This is a genomic window from Pontibacter ummariensis, assembly GCF_900188175.1.
GTDB lineage: Bacteria > Bacteroidota > Bacteroidia > Cytophagales > Hymenobacteraceae > Pontibacter > Pontibacter ummariensis.
In genome coordinates this window covers 19956-37424 of record NZ_FZOQ01000038.1, presented here as the reverse complement: position 1 = coordinate 37424, position 17469 = coordinate 19956, and the positions used below count along the sequence as shown (strand labels likewise).

Genomic DNA, 17469 nt, shown 5'->3' with positions numbered 1-17469 from the left:
TCCTCGTTACTAAAAAGAATAGTATCGACAAACAGGAACGGTTCGCGGTGTGGCAATAAATTCTGGGCATCTTTCATAGTTGTGTGTATGGAATTTTGTACATGGCTTATAGCTAACAACCTGTTGCTAGTACTCCAACAATTTAATTCATAGAGGCCTTTTCTGGATAGAACTTGCCAAACGTTTTTCGGGCATCTTCTGTGGTGTAGCTCCAGGAGATGCTCACCTTTTGTTGGTTTCTCATCTGCTGCCATGCAGTTACCTTCCCCTCCATTTCCTCTATTGAACCTGTTCTTTTCCTGAGACACTGCCTGCTTAGGGCGGAGAACTCTATCTCTGCCTGGTTCAGCCAGCTGGCATGTTTGGGAGTAAAGCAGAGGCTTACCTTTTCCTCAACTCCCAAGCCCTTAGCTCCTGCAGTCCGGTAAAGAAGGAACCATAGCAGTGGGTATTCAGGTTGTCCTGCACGATCGTTACTTTTTCAGCATCAGGGTAATGCTCCGCCAGGAGCTCATCTACGAAAAGGGCGTAATCCTGCTTTGCCCTCCTCTCTGTTACCTTGGTGTAGCGAACGCCCTTGTCTATGTCATAGGCCAGGAAGATATTGCAGGTGCCCTTTCTCCTGTATTCGCTGTCCTCCCTGAAGCCCTGCCCTCTTTCACCGCCAAAGACTCCCTTACCTGCTCGAGCAGCTGGCACGGCCTCTCATCCAGGCACAGCCTCACTTCCGCCCGCCCAGCTTCCCTGTGGTAGGTGTCCAGAACCCGTTCCATTCGCTGCAGGTACTCCTCATCTATTTCACCTATGACCCAGCACTTCTTCTGCCAGGGCTTGATGAGCTTTTTTTCAGGTACTTTCTCACCGCCTCCGTGCTGATGCCCTCAACGCACCCCAGCTCCACTAGCCTGTCTGCTATCATCCGCAGGCTCCACTGGCTCCTGCCTGCTGGAGGGCTGCTGCAGGCGATGGCCGTGATATGGGCCTTTACCGCGTCAGTGAGCTTTGGCGGTTACCCGGGCGGGGCTTCTCTGTGACAGCCCTCTCAGCATCCCTTCCCTCTTCCAGGTACTTGTTCCATATCTTATAGACAGTGGAAAGGGCTGCCCCGGACTTATCAGCCACCTGCTCAGCAGTGGCCCCCTGTGACAGGAGAAGCAGCACCCTGGCTCTCTTTATCTTCCTGGCTACATGCTTGCCTTTGCAGAGAATTCCCTGCAGGGATTCCCTTTCTGCTGTTGATAAGCTCACTTCTCCGTCCTTAGCTCTCTAGCTTTTTCTACATCAACAGCTCGAGTACCTAAAACAGTTCTATTAATTAAGTTGTTGGAGTACTAGGCTTCGATTTTGGGGTTCCTTTCAATTTCATCATCTTTTCCAGATGAATCGCTTTTAGCTTTTTTTGCCGCAGCTTTAAGAGACTCCTGATGTGCTTTTCTTTCCATGAATTCTTTTTGGCGCTGCTTCTTTTGCTGGTCTCTTGATCTGGTACTCATAGTTAAATTAATTTATTTGTAACTAATCTTTTGGCCTCACGAAGCCCTAATTTCCATGGCTGTCTTGTTTATACGCTTTAACGTAAATTAAATCATTTTCTGCGTTGGGGGTAACAGGATGAATGGTTTTTTTTGAATCAGGATAACTTAGCTGTGGTTTTTTGAATAATGTGAACCATTTTGGCAACAAGTTTCCGCTCCACGCTAACTTGCGGCATGAAAGGGTAGAAATAACCCGCTTACAAATTTTCAGGTAACGAACCATAAGATGCAAATCTTGCTCTAAAGGTTCGAACAATCACTCCTTTGTCCAACATAAAAGGCATCCAGTTAAAACTGGCAATCTTTTAGCATGCGCTTAGGACACGAAAGCTTCTGCTCTTACACTTACCACTCGGTCATTCACCTCATAAGCCCGGCGAAAGGCATCACAGCAGCTATTGTCTGTCTATATCCATTGGTGGTCCTCCCCTGCTTTATGTTATTTGGTACGCCTCACAACAAGTAAAAGACGCTACGTCCATATCCATATAAAGGCCTCACCTACTCATCTCCTTCAACTAACGGTTAGTTTTGGAGACGGTAGGACAGGGACAGAGGCAACGAGCAGTTTCCCCATACTGCTAAATGCCCGTTTACGAAACGCATCCAACGCAGGCACCTTCTACCTGCACATGTACCAGCAACACAGCATTGATCCGCCTCAAGATTACCGGCAGGAACCTCCTGTTCATCTGGAGAAGAGAGACTGCTTCGGCTACATCCGTTGTATGAGATGGTCGGTAACGGAATATTTGCAGATGAACGCTCAAAAAAGGGAGAAGCCCCTCGCTTTAAGGAGCCTCTCCCTTTTGGTTTAGCAGTGCCAGCCACATGTGACAGAGCAACAGTGGGCAAAGAGAACTAATTTGCCAAATAGTACCGGACCTCATCGATGATGTTCCGCCTGTTCCGGTTGAAGATGCTGACCCTGTAGCGGCTGCCCTCATGCGATATCACCCAGGCACCCAGAGGGGCGTTGCGCAGGGCGGAGGAGCAGGACTGCGGCGGCGGCTGGTGCCCCGGCGGTTTACCCGGGAACCACACCTTGCACTCGCCTGGAGGAGGCAAGTGGCCTCTTGGAATATCGAGTGCGCTGAAAGGGTAGCTGCGGCCGTTCTCCCTCCTGCTATCTCTGCCTCTGTCCTCCCAATCCCTGTCTCTGTCCCTCTCCCTCTCTTCCCAGTCTCTGTCTCGCTCTTCCCAGTCCTTGTCTCTTTTTTCCCAGTCCCTGTCGTCACGCGGAAGAGGATAGGGGTAGTCTCTCACAGGGTAACGCGTGCCGGCACAGCCGGTGACAAACACCAGGACCAACAGGGATAGCAAATAAGTAAGTGCGGCGTGCTTCATGGTGTCTTCGTTTAGGTAAAGCCAGGCAAAACCCAGCTTTGTTACTGCCACAAAAATACAACCACTAAAGAGCAACTCCTTTTACATGCCGGGCAGACACACCAGAACTGTTCGCAAGGCACATGCTTTTCTTAGTGGCCTCTGCCCTACCCTATGGGAGATGGATTAGACGGGAGGAGCCTTTCAGCTCCTTGTTCACGATGGGGAACCCCGTGTAGTACATCACGGACTCCCCCTCGCCTTTCACCTTCAGCTGACTGATTGCCCACACTTTAGATTCCGACTCGCCCTCGTTCTTGCTGTTGACGGCAAGCGTAGGCAGCTCCAGGGCATCCAGGTAGGACTCACCCTGGTTCACCAACTCGTGCGTGCGGGTGATAAAGGAGGTGCGTTATACGCTGGTTTTGACTGCCTTCATATTGGGGCAGTAAGGCAGTTTGCCTGGATAGTTATCTTGCACCTCACCTCACCCCCACCCCTTGCTGCCATACCTATTCCGTCCTCATACAGCATAGCCCACTGCCTTTTATTCTTTGTGCGCCACCAGGTTTAGTTTGATATCCACCTTTGGCAGGATGTGATGTTCTCCCAGCGCTGGATCGGCAGCGTAGTTCATGCCCCACATGGTACGGTCCAGTTGGAAGTCGGCCAGAATTCTTAAGCCTCCCGAATCAGTCTCAATCTGTGCCGGGAATGTAATGGCGTGCGTTTGCCCTAACATGGTGAAATCGCCTGTCACCGTATAGTTTGCCCCCTCCGTAGCTCCGTTTACAGGTGCATCCAAAGACTTCACGTTGGTGATCTTGAAAGTTGCACTCGGGTGCAGGGCTATGTTAAAGAAGTCAGGGCTTTTCAGGTGTTCCAGCAGTACCGGTTTCATCTCATCGGGTAAATCGAAATTCTGGATCGTAGCGATCGGGATAGAGAACACACCGCCTTTTACTTTGCCGTCAACCACTTCAATCCCCTGGCTTTCTACCGCGAAGGCCCCGTGGTGGTAAACAGTTGGGCTGTACCCTTTCCACTCCACCACAGAAAGCTCTTCATCCAGGGCGAATGTAGCTTTGTTTATAGCCACCTCATCGCAACTGGTAAAGCATAAGGCAACTGAAAGAACTGCTAGAGATAAATACGACTTTTTCATTTTCTAATGTTATTGAAGTTTATATAAGATTTCTTAGTAAGTAATAACTTGATGTGCGATACGCTTCCTTCCAGGAAGCACCATCACATGAAAGGCACGCTGGTGTTTAAATAAATAATTTGATGCAGTAGAAAACCTGTGCTGCGGCTATTGATCGGCTTCCCTTGAGTAAAGAGGAAAGCAAGCACAGTCCGTGATGAGCGGGTTACTGGCCGGCAGATGCGAACACGCTCTTTCTGGCCTGACACATGTGCCGTTGGTTGTGGGCCACCAGAAACTGCAGGATGTCTCCCAGGTTAAGATGCAGCCACTTCAAAACAGAGATCGGAATTTGTATGCTGCCCAGATCTGTCTTCTGGCAAAGTCTAAGGTATGCTAGAAGTGCTTCCTGCTGCCTGACAAACTCGCCTACCACAGCATAGGCATCTAATTCTGTGGGTGGTGTGTGCTCTTTAATGGACTTGTATTTCTTTTTGCCTGTTGCAGGATCCATCATCCGGGTGAAGAGAACGCCGAGCCAGCTGCTTTTATAGGTTTCAGCCGTGGACACGTCCCTTTGGCTCTCAAGACCGGCTTTGATGCGGGGCAGGTAATAGTCCCCGTAACTGTTGAGGTGTGCCAGGCACTGCGCTATACTCCACCCTCCGTTAGCCGCCGGCTTCAGGAGTTCCTCCTCTGTAAGATTCTGGAACACCTTTATCGTTTCCTGTAGTTGCCGCTCCACTTCAGCTTCGAGCTTTTCCAGCAGTTGCCCCTGGTTTACAGCTTTCATGTTAGTTTGCTTTTCCGGTTAAGGCAGGTCTACTGCAGGCAAAGGCCAATACAACAGCCAGTACAAATAAAACTGACTCCGTTACCAGCCACTGGTTACCGAAGCTACCCAATGATCCTTCTGCAAAAATTGTAACGGTGCGGGACAAAGCGTAAAATCCCCAGAGCAGACATAAAAACACCAGTCCTTTCTGCGTGTCACGCAGCATCAGGTAGATCAAACTGATAAACAGGGTGAGCCCCACGCCGCCGTACACGCCCCGGATCGAACTGAAGGCATCGGTGTTGGTGAGTTTCACATTTACCAGGTCCATAACAGCCTGTGGGTCCGCAAAGGCCATGGTGCTCACAGAGAGCAGGCCTAGCGCCGACAGGAGAATAAAGCCCTTAGAGGCTACGGTTAAGATTTGCTGTGTCTTCATAACGTTTTATGTTTGAGTTAACGTTACAAAGATGGCGCGCCGGAAAAAGCTGATTCTTGGTAAATACCAAGATTTAGATCCTCACTTTGTTGAGCAGCTTACTGAAATTTGTGGGGTCGATACCCAGGTAGTTGGCCAGGTACTTATGGGGAACAAGCTGCAGAATGTGGGGGCTGCGCTGCAGGAGCTTTTTGAACCGCTCTTCTGAGGTGTAGCACTGCAACTCAACAAGGCGCTCCAGCAAGCCTGACAGACTATGGGACAAGCCTTCCCTTATCATGGCTTCAATCGCTGGCCTGGTTTGCATGAGCCGCTGCAAGTCCTGAAACGGAGTCCTTAAGAAAACAGAAGGCGTTAGTGTCTCATAATAGTAGCGTGCGGGCTGCTGCAGCATGAAGGCGTCGAGCACCCCGCCAAACGAAGGGGCGTAGGTAAAGACAAGGGTTGCCTCCCGGTCCTGGTCATCGAAATAATATACGCGCTGCACCCCCTCTGCCACGAAGTAGAGATAGTTCTCCTTTTCCCCTGCTGCAGTAAGGGTTTCTTTTCTTTTTGCTTGGTGCGGTATCCAGGCAGCAGAAAAAGCCTCCCAATCCGCTTCAGGCAAAGGACGAATAGCGCTGACCAGCTGCTTTAATTTCTGAAGTTCTTCCACCTTGTTACCAATACATACACTGAGATGCTGCAATATCTGCCAATGTAATAAAATCCCCAAATTCAGAAGCAGGGCAAACGGGGCATTCACGATTTCCTGGACTGTAAAACAGGGATAGCCAGAGATGGGTAGGACGTGCCAGCACTCCCCACTTTGTTCTGTAATATTTATTTGAAGCCACGAGAAAACTTGTCAGCACTTAGCCCCAGGGTTTAATGTTTAGCTGCGCGCACATGCCCTATAAAACTTTTAAGAGACTTTATCGAGATCATCATTACTCCTTTATCGGTCTGATTTGGAAGCGGCCATGTCAGCCGAAGACGGTAGTCCCTGATAACACTTTTAGAGAACCTAAACTTAAGCTACTATGAAAAAAACGTTATGCCTTATCTGCCTCCTGCTCTCTACCGTGGTTTTAGCGCAAAGTCCTGCTTCCGATGGCCAAGGCATTGATCCCCGGCTATTGCAACAGGACCTGGAACTACTGAGCAACTCCAGCTAAACCATTCTAAGCTATATGCCCATTGTGAGAAGGCAGAAATTGATGAGCATTTCCGGCAAATCAGCAAAAGCATAAACAGGCCAATGGACAGGATGGAGTTCTATCGGCTGGTGGCCCCTTTCGTGACTAGTTTCAAAGACGGGCACACCTCTGTAAGCGTAGAACTCAAAAACGAGGACTTGGAGGAGTATGTGCGAGCAGGCGGCACTTTCTTTCCTTTAGAGATAGCCACCATCGATAACAGGCTGTACTGCAAGAGCAATCCTTCTTCCGCGGGCACCATCAAAAGAGGAGATGAGATCCTGAGCATCAACAAGGAGCCTCGTATCAGCTGACGGGGATGCGTATGCGAACGCTAGCTTGCCGCGGCTGTTCGGTTACGTGCTGTGGCTTTACGGCCACCGGGGTTCTGTCAGCAGCATTGCGTTTAAGCAAGGGGAAAGAGTAGCGCAGGAGCAACTGCAGGGTATTACAAAAGAGGAGCTCCTGGAGCTGATAATCAAAGCCACAAAGCAAAACCACCGGCTACGTCTTTACCCGGAGCCAAGCCTGGCTGTGGTAGAGATCAACTCGTACGGCAATGTACCGAAGTCAAAAGCTTTTACTGACTCCTGCTTTCAGGTCATCAAGCATCATGGCTTGGAAAATGTAGCGCTGGACCTAAGGAAAAACGGGGAGGCAACTCTACGGTAGGGGACTATTTTCTGCCCATGTTACCCGCAAGCCTTACAGCACGGTCAGTAGCAAGACCTGTTCTGTTGCGTGCAACTTGGCCTTGCTTAAAGACAAGGCAATACCTGAAAGCTCACAGGCCTTCAGAGCGCACTACTGACGGTTCTTTTTGCCCCGCTGTCCTCTCGTTTTGCTTGGACAGCTTTGTAAACATAGTTTCAGGAAAAGGCAAGCAGAAATGTCTCTATACCTGAGGCAGCATGCCTAATTTTTAAAATTTAACGGTAACTTTGTGGCTTGAAAAAAAACAAGCATGCTTCACTTCTTTTTTAGCCAGCCTGATACAGTTTACGCCTTACAAAGCGAGGGGGAACTAAGCTCTACTGACATCCAAAAATTGGAATGGTTATTCGGCAACGCCACTCTAAAGCAAGCAACTGCGCTGAGTGGCTTTTTTGTTGGCCCTCGCGCTGCCATGATTACGCCATGGAGTACCAATGCCGTGGAGATCACCCAAAATATGGGCATTGAGGGGATTATCCGGATCGAAGAATTTAAGATCGTAGCAGAAGATTTCTCTGATTATGACCCGATGCTTTCTCAAAAGTACCAAGGGCTAGATCAGGATATCTACAACATTCATATCCAGCCTGAACCTGTTTTGCCCGTTACGGATATTGCCGCCTATAACAAGCAGGAAGGACTCTCGCTTAGCGAGGAAGAAGTTTCGTATTTAGACCAGCTCTCCGAAAGATTAGGCAGACCACTGACCGATTCTGAAGTATTCGGATTTTCGCAGGTGAACTCCGAGCACTGCCGCCACAAGATCTTCAATGGAAAGTTTGTGATAGACGGCGAAGAGAAACCGGCTTCCCTCTTCAAACTGATCCGCAAAACCTCTGAAGCAAATCCGAACGATATTGTTTCGGCCTATAAAGACAACGTAGCCTTTGTGAAAGGGCCGGTGGTGCAGCAGTTTGCCCCTAAACGTGCCGATGTGCCTGACTTTTACCAGGTGAGCGATTTTGAATCGGTTATCTCTATAAAAGCAGAAACGCACAACTTCCCGACGACGGTAGAGCCCTTTAACGGTGCCGCTACCGGGTCTGGTGGCGAGATCAGAGACAGGCTGGCTGGTGGCCAGGGAGCACTTCCGCTTGCCGGTACAGCTGTGTATATGACAGCGCTGTCGCGCCTGGAAAAAGACCGCCCCTGGGAAAAGGCTACACAGGAAAGAAACTGGCTGTACCAAACGCCAATGGATATCCTGATCAAAGCTTCGAACGGTGCTACTGATTTCGGAAACAAATTCGGACAGCCCTTAATTACAGGTTCAGTTCTAACGTTTGAGCACGACGAGAAAGCAGATGCAGTAGAGGCACCGAGAAAACTGGGCTACGACAAAGTGATCATGCTGGCAGGTGGCGTCGGCTACGGCAAAGCAAGCCAGGCGCAGAAACAGCATCCGAAAACCGGCGATAAGATTGTGATCCTAGGTGGTGAAAACTACCGCATCGGGATGGGCGGCGCAGCAGTATCCTCTGCCGATACGGGTGAACACGGAACTGGCATTGAGTTAAATGCCATCCAGCGCTCTAACCCGGAGATGCAGAAACGCGCTGCGAACGCTATCCGGGGTATGGTGGAGAGCGAGCACAATGCCATCGTTTCCATCCACGATCATGGCGCGGGCGGCCACCTGAACTGCCTTTCAGAGTTGGTGGAAGAAACTGGTGGTAAAATAGATCTTGATAAACTGCCTGTAGGTGACCCTACTCTTTCTGCGAAAGAGATTATCGGTAACGAATCGCAGGAGCGTATGGGCTTGGTGATCGGCGAAAAGGATATTGATACCCTGCAAAAGATAGCGGACCGTGAACGTGCTCCGATGTATACCGTGGGTGATGTGACCGGTGACCACCGCTTTACCTTTGAATCAGCATCCTCCGGTGTAAAGCCAATGGACCTGGAGCTGAGCGACATGTTTGGCAGCTCACCAAAAGTGGTGATGACCGACAAGTCCCTTAACAGATCGTACCAGCCGGTAAGCTACGACAAAAACCAGCTGCATACGTACCTGGAGCAGGTATTACAATTAGAAGCAGTAGCCTGTAAAGACTGGCTCACCAACAAAGTAGACCGTTGCGTGGGCGGCCGCGTGGCGAAGCAGCAATGTGCTGGTCCGCTGCAGTTACCACTGAACAACTGCGGAGTAATGGCGCTGGACTTCCAGGGTAAAGAAGGTGTGGCTACCTCTATTGGACACTCCCCTATTTCAGCTCTGATCGATCCGGCAGCAGGTAGCCGCAATGCCATTGGCGAATCTTTGTCGAACATCGTTTGGGCTCCTTTAAAGGATGGCTTAAAGAGCGTTTCGCTTTCGGCCAACTGGATGTGGGCCTCGAAGAATGAAGGAGAAGATGCCCGTCTGTACAAAGCAGTGGAAGCCTGTTCAGACTTTGCGATTGCCCTGGGCATCAACATTCCGACAGGGAAAGACTCGCTTTCTATGAAGCAGAAGTACAAGGACGAGGAAGTGATAGCGCCTGGTACGGTGATCATTTCAGCTGCCGGAAACTGCAGTAATGTACGCCATGTAGTGGAGCCGGTGTTGCAGCGGGATGGTGGCAACATCTACTACATTAACCTTTCCAACGACGCTTACAAGCTAGGCGGCTCGTCTTTTGCGCAGGTAGTAAACAAGATCGGCAACGAAACGTCAGATATTACCGATGCTGCGTTGTTCAAGAACGCCTTCAACACCCTGCAAGGCTTGATTAAAGAAGGCAAGATAGAAGCAGGACACGATATTGGCAGCGGTGGTCTGATCACAACCCTGCTGGAGATGTGCTTTGCCGACAATAACCTGGGTGCCTCTATCGATCTTTCCTCGCTTGGTGAGGCGGACAGCGTGAAAGTACTTTTCGCTGAGAACATCGGCGTGGTGTTCCAGGCATCTTCAGATGTGGAAGCTACTCTACAGGCCAACAATGTTCCGTTCCACAAAATAGGAACAAGCACTTCTACGGCTACGCTTGAGCTGAAAAACGGAGCTGATGCTTATAGTTTCGACATTGCCCAGCTTAGAGATACCTGGTTTAAAACATCATACCTGCTGGACATCAAGCAAAGCGGCCCGGTTAGTGCCAAAGAGCGCTTTAACAACTACAAGAAGCAGGAGTTGATCTACAAATTCCCGGAAGGATTTGATGGGAAGAAGCCGGTGATTGATCCTTCTAAACCAAGAATAAAGGCAGCTATCATTCGCGAGAAAGGAAGTAACTCCGAGCGTGAAATGGCGAATGCCATGTACCTGGCAGGCTTCGATGTAAAAGACGTGCACATGACGGACTTGATCTCCGGCAGGGAAACCCTGGAAGATATTCAGTTCATCGGTGCGGTGGGTGGCTTCTCTAACTCTGACGTTTTGGGTTCGGCCAAAGGATGGGCAGGAGCCTTTATGTATAACGAGAAGGCAAAAACCGCCATCGAGAACTTCTTTAAGCGCGAAGACACCTTATCGGTAGGTATCTGTAACGGCTGTCAGCTGTTTGTGGAGCTGGGCTTCATCACGATGGGGCATGATCAGAAGGCGCAAATGCTGCATAATGCTAGCGGAAAGCACGAAAGCATCTTCACGTCCCTGACTATCCAGGAAAACAAATCGGTGATGCTCTCCAGCCTGGCCGGCACTACACTGGGTGTCTGGGTATCGCACGGGGAAGGTCGCTTTAGCCTGCCGCATACCGAAGATACTTACCAGATTGTTTCGAAGTACGCGTACGATGGCTACCCGGCTTGCCCGAACGGCTCTGACTATAACACCGCTATGATCTGCGATGAAACAGGTCGGCACCTGGTGATGATGCCGCACATCGAGCGCTCGCTCCTGCAGTGGCAGTGGGCACATTACCCGAAAGGCCGTCACGACGAAGTATCGCCGTGGATGGAAGCTTTTGTGAACGCTAGAAAGTGGCTCGAAACTAACGGAAAATAGCCCCTACTTTAGGACATTACAACAAGAAAGCCGCTCCGTTTGATATGGGGCGGCTTTCTTATTCTACGACGAGCGTATCATCTTACACTTGTTGCCCATACTTTAAATAAGAGCAAACCAGCAGCAAATACTGACAGCACACTTATAACCAGCTTGTACAGTCCGCGGTAAACGGTGGCAAAGTCCGGCGAACTGGAATAGGTGAATTGATTTGCTGAGCCCCCTACAGCCCTGGCTTTCCGCACAGTCAACAATCTGCTATCTGCATCTCTATTACTGCTTACTTCAACAGCGAATCAAATCAGAGATCATGACCATATATTTGGCTTAAAACTGTTACCGCTACATATAACAAAACTTGGCTTCCTTGTACAACGCAATTTTGCAGAAAACGGCGGGTGCTTCTAAATCGTAGAAATTTTCCTGTTACATCACCTTCATCAGGCCTAACCCAATAATCAAGCAAGCACTGAGTATGTTTAAGTAAAAGATGACTGCTGGATGACTGATGTACGTCCTCAAAGCACTTCCAAAAAGAGCCAGTGTGATTTGAATGATCAGGCTGCCTGCAAAAAGAGCGATGGAATTAACGACAATAGTTTGGAAATCAGTCATGGCAAACTGCGCGGCGAAGCCCGTAAAGGCAAGAATCGTCAGCGGGTTGGCCATGGTGAGGGCGTAAGTAGAGGCAAACACACCCTTGCAAGGAGCATCAGACATTAGCTGGAGGGTGTTTCTGCTCCTGATAGCACCCAGCAGCATCCAAGCACCAAACAGAATAAGAACAGCAGAAGCAATGCGCTGGAGCAAGGCTTCATGCTCCAGCAGCACATAAAGGGCCGAGCCCACTGAAAAGGAAACAATCCCGTAAGTCAGGTCTGCAAAAGCGGCGGCAGCTCCGGACAGAACCCCGTTACGCAGTCCGCAGTTTATGCTTCTGTTGATGATAAGCAAGGCTATTGGACCAATGGATATGGCAATGGTGAGGCCGAAGATGAAAGAGGACAGTGCTGTGTTCATACCTGTGTTCTTTTGTTTACCTGATGACGGAGATCAAGGCTAAAAGACGCAGATCCGCTTTTTCTTTTGCATGGCGCTGGTGCCACTTCGGCCCCGCTTCAGGGCCCAAACATAAGTTACCTTTTACAACAGAAGATTTAAACGGGTAAGCAGGACACACTCCGGGATAGTGCTCCAAAAGTTTCTGTTTACTCTATTTCTAATTCCGATTCCCTGTAGAAAAAATCAACGGACCTGCGTCTTTTGGATCTGCTACACGTCCTCTGGGTGAAAAAAGAAAATCAACCCCAAAATTTGTAAGAAAATGGAACCGATGTATCTCTACGCCACACCCCGTCAGGTAACACAGTGGCTGCAAGACCGAGCAAGCAAAGCAACACCCCAAAAGGCTGGTCACGTACAGGAAGCAGGCACAACTGCAGCTATCCCAAAAAGCTCCACAAACACAGGGAAAGTTAAGTAAAATAGGCCTGGCCTAAAGCAGGTTGCCAACTCAGGGGTTTTACCTGACCACCTTCCGTTCCAACAGGCCCAGTTCCTCTATCTCGCGCAAAGCCTCGGAGAGGGACTGCTTGTTTGCCTCCGGCATCTGGCGCAACAGGCAAACAAGCGTGTTGGCCCTGTTGTGGCGTTACGGAAAATCAGCAACTTCCACTTGCCCGATAGGGATTCCAGCAGGTTTATAAGGTATGCTCTTCTTGCTTAGGTGGCCTTGCTGGAGTGCCTTTAGGCAAAGCAGGAGCTACTTTTATTTTAGCCTGTGTGACCTCTTTTAGATTACCTTCCTTTAAGGTGGCAAGTATCTCCTGCTTATAGCCTTGACATTCAAACACCAGAAACTTCCGGAGCGGCTCTCCGTCTTCGTCGTTCAGCACGATTGGAGGCAGCTCCGTTACCTTTTCAAAAAAGACCTGCAGTTCTTCATTCACCGTGTTTGACCGGAGCGTGTCGTCGAAGCTACTTTTCGAGTCTATGAAGAGGGCGTCTTTCCCTTTCAGATGCTCCAGGTTAGCGTTTGTGAGCGAGAACTGAAGCCCGTGCTTGCCAATAACGTTACCCGCGTACACGTCCTCTGTAAGATAGAAATTGAGTACAGCAGAAGTCTTATATCCGTCATCCGACACAATAAAGTGATTCGGATAATTGCGCTTCAGGGCACTCACTTCTGCGGCCAGCTTTTCCCAGCCCCACCAGGTGTCGTCTGATTTTACCGGTATCGGGTAATAAACCACCTGTATCAGCAGGATAACATGCAGCACAATGGATATACCCAGATGATACTTTAGCTGTTTCTCCATAAGATACATCCCCACCAGTATAGCCGTTGCGATATAGGCAGGCATCAACCAGTTAGACTTCACGAGGTACACGGTAGAAAGGGCAAAAAAGAAAGCGACGATCGGCAACGAAAAACAAAGCAGGAACAGTGTTTTGCTGTTCGGCAGGCTCCTTCGGATAAAAGCCTTCTTACTCAGTTTCCAGAAGACAGCAAACATGGCCACAAAAAACACGGGCATGAGCAGCAAAAGTTGCAGGCCAATGTTTCCGAAGAAGTACTTCGGGCTTAGGTTTAATGCCGCGATCGTGCTGAACCTGCTACTCGACTGGAACCGGAAGGAAGCTAAATCGTTCTGCAGGTTCCAGATCACCACAGGCGAGATGGTTACCGTAAAAAACACAAGGGTTAGCAGCAGTTTCCTTGAAAAGAGCAGCCTCCTGTGTTCCTGCGATGCCAGTAAGAAGAGAACCAGCCCACCAAGGAGAAAAACCGCCGTGTATTTACTGTTAAAAGACAGGCCGATGCTAACGCCTGCCATCGCCCAGTAATATCCTTTTTCTGTAAATATTGCCTTGTACAGCAGCAGCAGGGAAAGCGTCCAGAAAAGTACAAGCGGTACATCAGGCAATGACACAATAGACAGGTTCGTGATCATGATCGTGGACCCTAACAGGAGAAGCGTGAGCATCGCCTTACGGGCTGACAGGAACTGCTTGGCCAGAAAATAGAAGGCAAGCAGGGAAAAGGCTGTCACCGTAAAATCGGCAAGTTTGATCACTTCCTCGCTCTTCCCGAACAACTCTGTAAAGGATCGCAGCAAATATGCGATCATGGGGGGATGATCGTAATAGGAGAGGGCTATGTGCTCGCCGTAATAGTAATAATAGGCATCCTGTGGCATCAAACCCATGCTCTGGGCCGTCAAAAGCCTGATGAGGTAAATCAGGGCAAAGAAGATAAGCAGCGTCCCAGCCTGAGCCTGCTTACCGGTGTACCATTTAGTCATGAATTGTGTGGTTTCTGCGTATGGCTTAAGCGCCTGTTTTGAATTTTATAAAGAAGTTTTACTTAATTTATTACCGTCTGCTGTACCCTGAGAGTCGCATCTGCGCTAATTCCCCCTATTTGTCATCGAGCACATACCTAATTCAGGTACTTTGAATATAGAACCTTTCATAAGACGTAATAAAACAACAGCATCAGGAACAGCTTTATTGTAAGCTCTGCAGCTGACAGAAGCCATAAAGGCCCCTTCGCTCCTGAGACAAGTGTTTCAAACCCATAAAGATAAGACTAGTTGGAAGATGTAGCGAATGTCGTCCCTTAAATTTTAAGCTGCAGTGCTATTTCATGGGTAGATTTGTGCCATAGCAGCCAAAAGTACAAATATGCTTGCCGAAAGTATTCTGGTGTTAGCTTATCAGCCAACTCTCCCCTGGCCCCACTTAACCAGTACAACTTGCTCAGACAACGTAAGCGTTAGACCTATCCAAACGTCTTCTGTTATTCCTGTAAGTTTTGGCTCTTCTGTTTGCACCAACTGGCACCTCGCCCGTTCCGGAACAAATATTTAACTCGTCCCTTCTTGTTTTCCGCTCTTACCTGCGCATATTTAAGATAGCTTTTTAGCTGGAGCGCACCCTACAGCACCTTACGACCAACAATTAATGAAAAGAACGTTAACACCACGAGCAAGAGCAGACTGGGAGTGGATAGACCTGGAAAGCCCCTCTGAGGAGGAGTTGCAGGAGGTGGCCCTGCAGTATGGCTTGCACCGCGCTTCTGTTATAGATTCGCTGCAACCGGAGCACTTGCCAAAGTTTGAGGCTATTGGGGAGACGGCCTTTATGATTGCCCGCATTTATGACCAGAAAGCGCACCTTGAGGCGGACACCATACAGGAACTCACGAACAAAATCGCCATTTTCTTCTCTGAGAAATACATCATCACCATTCACCGCAACCCATCCGACCTGATCCAGCAGGTAAAAGAAAAATACGTAGACACAGGGCAGGTCAGAGCATCCGCGGATTTACTTATTAAGCTTATTAAGGCCACCTTCAGGACCTATGAGGAGCCGGCGCGCAACTTGGCAGAGGAACTCGACTACTATGAGGCAAAGACTTTTCTGAACCAAAGGATGCCCCCGCTTACCAAAGGCCTTTACCACCTGAAGCGCAAAGCTACTGTGTGCCGGCGCGTACTCCGCTTATCGGAAGTGATCCTAAGCAACTTGCACCTAAAGGGATTCCAGCCGACCGAGGTGCAGGACCTGAAGGACCTTTACGTGCACGTGGAGACGCAATTTGACGAGATCAACGACGGCACCAACAACCTGATCAACACCTATCTGTCGCTATCCTCCCAACGGACAAACGACGTCATGCGGGTGCTCACCATCTTCTCTGCATTTTTCCTGCCGCTCACCTTTATTGTAGGAATCTACGGGATGAACTTTGCATTCATGCCCGAACTGGAGCAAAAGTACGGTTACCCTGCCGTAGTTGCCGTTATGTTATTGGTGACCCTCTGCATTTACCTGTGGTTCCGCAGGAAAGGGTGGTTATCCTAGTGCTCTCGAGCATTTCAAAAGAAAGGATTCCTGAAAAGAGCTAGCGCTGCGTAACAGGCTTTTTTAGCTCCTAAGCTGGCACTAAGTTTGGTTAAAGTAAGCTACTGGATAAGAAGCTCTCCCGTAAAAATACTTATGCGAAGCAAAACACTTTATGAGAACGAATAGCGTTTCAGTATACTTTTGGGACAGAGGAGCGTGATCAGTTTTTCCACACAGGAACTGTTCGTCACAGCATCAGGCCAGTACAGGAGAAGAAAAGAGCTTTTTAGCTACAATAACAGAAAGAAAAGAGGATGGCTTTAAATGAACAAAAACTGCAGCGGCAGTTCTCTGCACGCAGGATACTGCTTCCGGCAGCACTTGGCTTAGGTGTTGTAGGCTACATGCTGTACCGCAGCTATGAACCGGAGCAGGTGCAGACTTTGCTGCAGGCAAGCCTGCCATGGCTGGGTATCACCCTGCTGGTGCTCCTGATCCGCGACCTGGGCTACATCTACCGGATTCATTACATCACCGATAAAGTCTTGTCCTGGAAAAAGAGCTTTAGAGTGATTATGCTCTGGGAGTTCGCCTCCTGTGCGCTGCCTTCTGCTGTAGGAGGCTCTACGGTGGCCGCCTTTATTCTGTACAAGGAGAACATCCCGCTGGGGAAGTCCATTGCCCAAGTGATGGTAACGGTTCTTCTGGACAACCTGTACTTTGTTTTGGCAGTGCCCGTCGTGTTTCTGCTGGCGCAGGAGGCCGCCATGCCTGCCCTGGATGCGCTTACCCCTACCATGCGTAGCAGCCTGGAGATAGCCATCATCGTCAGTTATGTGTTTGTCTCCCTCTACGCTGGTTTAATGTCCTATGCGCTGTTCTTTAACCCCAAAGGCATCAAGAGGCTACTGATCCGCATTAGCACGGTAAAGTTTATGAAAAGGTGGCGCCTTAGCCTCCTTAACCATGCCAATGAACTGCTGCTGGCCTCCAGGCACATGCGCAACAAAAGCCTTTCCTATTGGGCAAGGGCAAGCGTCTCTACTTTCTTTGTCTGGACGGCTCGCTATACGATCATCGGTTGTATGATCGCAGCCTTTACTTACCTGTCGGCGGATGAGCATCTCCTCGTGTTTGCCCGGAACCTTGTGTACAAGGTGATCTTGATGATGTCGGTAACGCCGGGCGCTGCTGGTTTTGCAGAGATTGCCTTCCCGGCCTTCTTTGGCATGTTCTTAGGCGGTTTTACCACTGTTATCGTCCTGCTCTACCGCCTGCTTACATATTACCTCTACCTGGTGATCGGCGCCATTGTGTTTCCCCGTTGGGCAGCCTATGCTTTTAGTAAAAGTAATAAATCAGAAAAAGAGAAAGCCACAGAGGAAGCGGTCCTAACAGAAAACCCTTCTGCCTGAATGTCTGAGGGCAAGAACGGGTTTCGCTACTTTAAACCATAGCCTCTATACGCGTCAGCTATTGAGAGTTTTATCCGCCTTGAGAGCACTCCCGTTACACAACCCACAGATGTGGGTTGCTTATCCTGTCTTAAAGCTGCCTGCATTTCCGGGCA

General features: G+C 49.4%; 18 protein-coding genes and 1 pseudogene. 6 read left to right on the top strand and 13 right to left on the bottom strand.

Translation table 11 applies throughout. From position 1 onward, the window contains the following. From CHB92_RS26030 to CHB92_RS23875, 11 genes and pseudogenes are all read right to left on the bottom strand, one after another. A pseudogene (locus tag CHB92_RS26030) lies at positions 1 to 254 on the bottom strand (hypothetical protein); the annotation flags it as partial. 127 nt (positions 255 to 381) lie between these two features. Beyond that, positions 382 to 699 (bottom strand): transposase, encoded by a 318-nt coding sequence (locus tag CHB92_RS23910; protein WP_089321763.1) that lies wholly within the window; start codon positions 697 to 699, stop codon positions 382 to 384. A gap of 103 nt (positions 700 to 802) precedes the next feature. Beyond that, on the bottom strand, positions 803 to 967 hold the full coding sequence (locus tag CHB92_RS26535) for a hypothetical protein (protein ID WP_394341153.1): 165 nt from the start codon (positions 965 to 967) through the stop codon (positions 803 to 805). Positions 968 to 984: 17 nt separating this feature from the next. Continuing rightward, the gene (locus CHB92_RS23905; RefSeq protein WP_089321762.1) at positions 985 to 1248 is read right to left on the bottom strand and encodes a helix-turn-helix domain-containing protein; all 264 of its coding nucleotides are present in this window, start codon (positions 1246 to 1248) and stop codon (positions 985 to 987) included. An 83-nt stretch (positions 1249 to 1331) separates the two neighbouring features. Next, positions 1332 to 1493 (bottom strand): hypothetical protein, encoded by a 162-nt coding sequence (locus CHB92_RS25950; protein ID WP_179223148.1) that lies wholly within the window; start codon positions 1491 to 1493, stop codon positions 1332 to 1334. Between the two features lie 903 nt (positions 1494 to 2396). Further along, positions 2397 to 2933 carry a hypothetical protein gene (locus CHB92_RS23900; RefSeq protein ID WP_089321761.1) on the bottom strand — a complete coding sequence of 179 codons (537 nt, stop codon included), beginning with the start codon at positions 2931 to 2933 and terminating at the stop codon, positions 2397 to 2399. A gap of 100 nt (positions 2934 to 3033) precedes the next feature. After that, positions 3034 to 3243, bottom strand: coding sequence for a hypothetical protein (locus CHB92_RS23895; RefSeq protein WP_089321760.1), 210 nt, complete (start codon positions 3241 to 3243; stop codon positions 3034 to 3036). 165 nt (positions 3244 to 3408) lie between these two features. Further along, the gene (locus tag CHB92_RS23890; protein ID WP_089321759.1) at positions 3409 to 4026 is read right to left on the bottom strand and encodes a YceI family protein; all 618 of its coding nucleotides are present in this window, start codon (positions 4024 to 4026) and stop codon (positions 3409 to 3411) included. A 205-nt stretch (positions 4027 to 4231) separates the two neighbouring features. Beyond that, positions 4232 to 4798 (bottom strand): DinB family protein, encoded by a 567-nt coding sequence (locus CHB92_RS23885; RefSeq protein WP_089321758.1) that lies wholly within the window; start codon positions 4796 to 4798, stop codon positions 4232 to 4234. Position 4799: 1 nt separating this feature from the next. Continuing rightward, positions 4800 to 5219, bottom strand: a complete 420-nt coding sequence (locus tag CHB92_RS23880; protein WP_089321757.1) for a DUF4345 domain-containing protein — start codon at positions 5217 to 5219, stop codon at positions 4800 to 4802. A 73-nt stretch (positions 5220 to 5292) separates the two neighbouring features. Continuing rightward, positions 5293 to 5874: a Crp/Fnr family transcriptional regulator gene (locus tag CHB92_RS23875; RefSeq protein ID WP_245842872.1), complete on the bottom strand. Its 582-nt coding sequence runs from the start codon at positions 5872 to 5874 to the stop codon at positions 5293 to 5295. 367 nt (positions 5875 to 6241) lie between these two features. On the opposite strand from CHB92_RS23875, the gene CHB92_RS26345 reads away from it, so the two are divergent. The 4 genes from CHB92_RS26345 to purL all read left to right on the top strand — a co-directional run bounded on the left by CHB92_RS26345 (position 6242) and on the right by purL (position 11045). Then, entirely contained in the window at positions 6242 to 6376 is a 135-nt protein-coding gene (locus tag CHB92_RS26345; protein ID WP_258179141.1) for a hypothetical protein, read from the top strand. 92 nt (positions 6377 to 6468) lie between these two features. Next, on the top strand, positions 6469 to 6711 hold the full coding sequence (locus tag CHB92_RS23870) for a hypothetical protein (RefSeq protein WP_144266380.1): 243 nt from the start codon (positions 6469 to 6471) through the stop codon (positions 6709 to 6711). A 25-nt stretch (positions 6712 to 6736) separates the two neighbouring features. Further along, positions 6737 to 7069 carry a hypothetical protein gene (locus tag CHB92_RS23865; protein WP_089321755.1) on the top strand — a complete coding sequence of 111 codons (333 nt, stop codon included), beginning with the start codon at positions 6737 to 6739 and terminating at the stop codon, positions 7067 to 7069. Between the two features lie 292 nt (positions 7070 to 7361). Beyond that, positions 7362 to 11045, top strand: a complete 3684-nt coding sequence (gene purL, locus CHB92_RS23860) for a phosphoribosylformylglycinamidine synthase (protein WP_089321754.1) — start codon at positions 7362 to 7364, stop codon at positions 11043 to 11045. 426 nt (positions 11046 to 11471) lie between these two features. Here purL and CHB92_RS23855 read toward each other — a convergent pair whose 3' ends face one another. Beyond that, positions 11472 to 12065 (bottom strand): LysE family translocator, encoded by a 594-nt coding sequence (locus CHB92_RS23855; protein WP_089321753.1) that lies wholly within the window; start codon positions 12063 to 12065, stop codon positions 11472 to 11474. Positions 12066 to 12745: 680 nt separating this feature from the next. Continuing rightward, positions 12746 to 14350, bottom strand: a complete 1605-nt coding sequence (locus CHB92_RS23850) for a glycosyltransferase family 39 protein (protein ID WP_089321752.1) — start codon at positions 14348 to 14350, stop codon at positions 12746 to 12748. 661 nt (positions 14351 to 15011) lie between these two features. On the opposite strand from CHB92_RS23850, the gene CHB92_RS23845 reads away from it, so the two are divergent. Next, positions 15012 to 15917: a magnesium transporter CorA family protein gene (locus CHB92_RS23845; protein ID WP_089321751.1), complete on the top strand. Its 906-nt coding sequence runs from the start codon at positions 15012 to 15014 to the stop codon at positions 15915 to 15917. A 296-nt stretch (positions 15918 to 16213) separates the two neighbouring features. Further along, on the top strand, positions 16214 to 17314 hold the full coding sequence (locus tag CHB92_RS23840) for a lysylphosphatidylglycerol synthase transmembrane domain-containing protein (RefSeq protein ID WP_089321750.1): 1101 nt from the start codon (positions 16214 to 16216) through the stop codon (positions 17312 to 17314). The last annotated feature ends 155 nt before the right edge of the window (positions 17315 to 17469 follow it).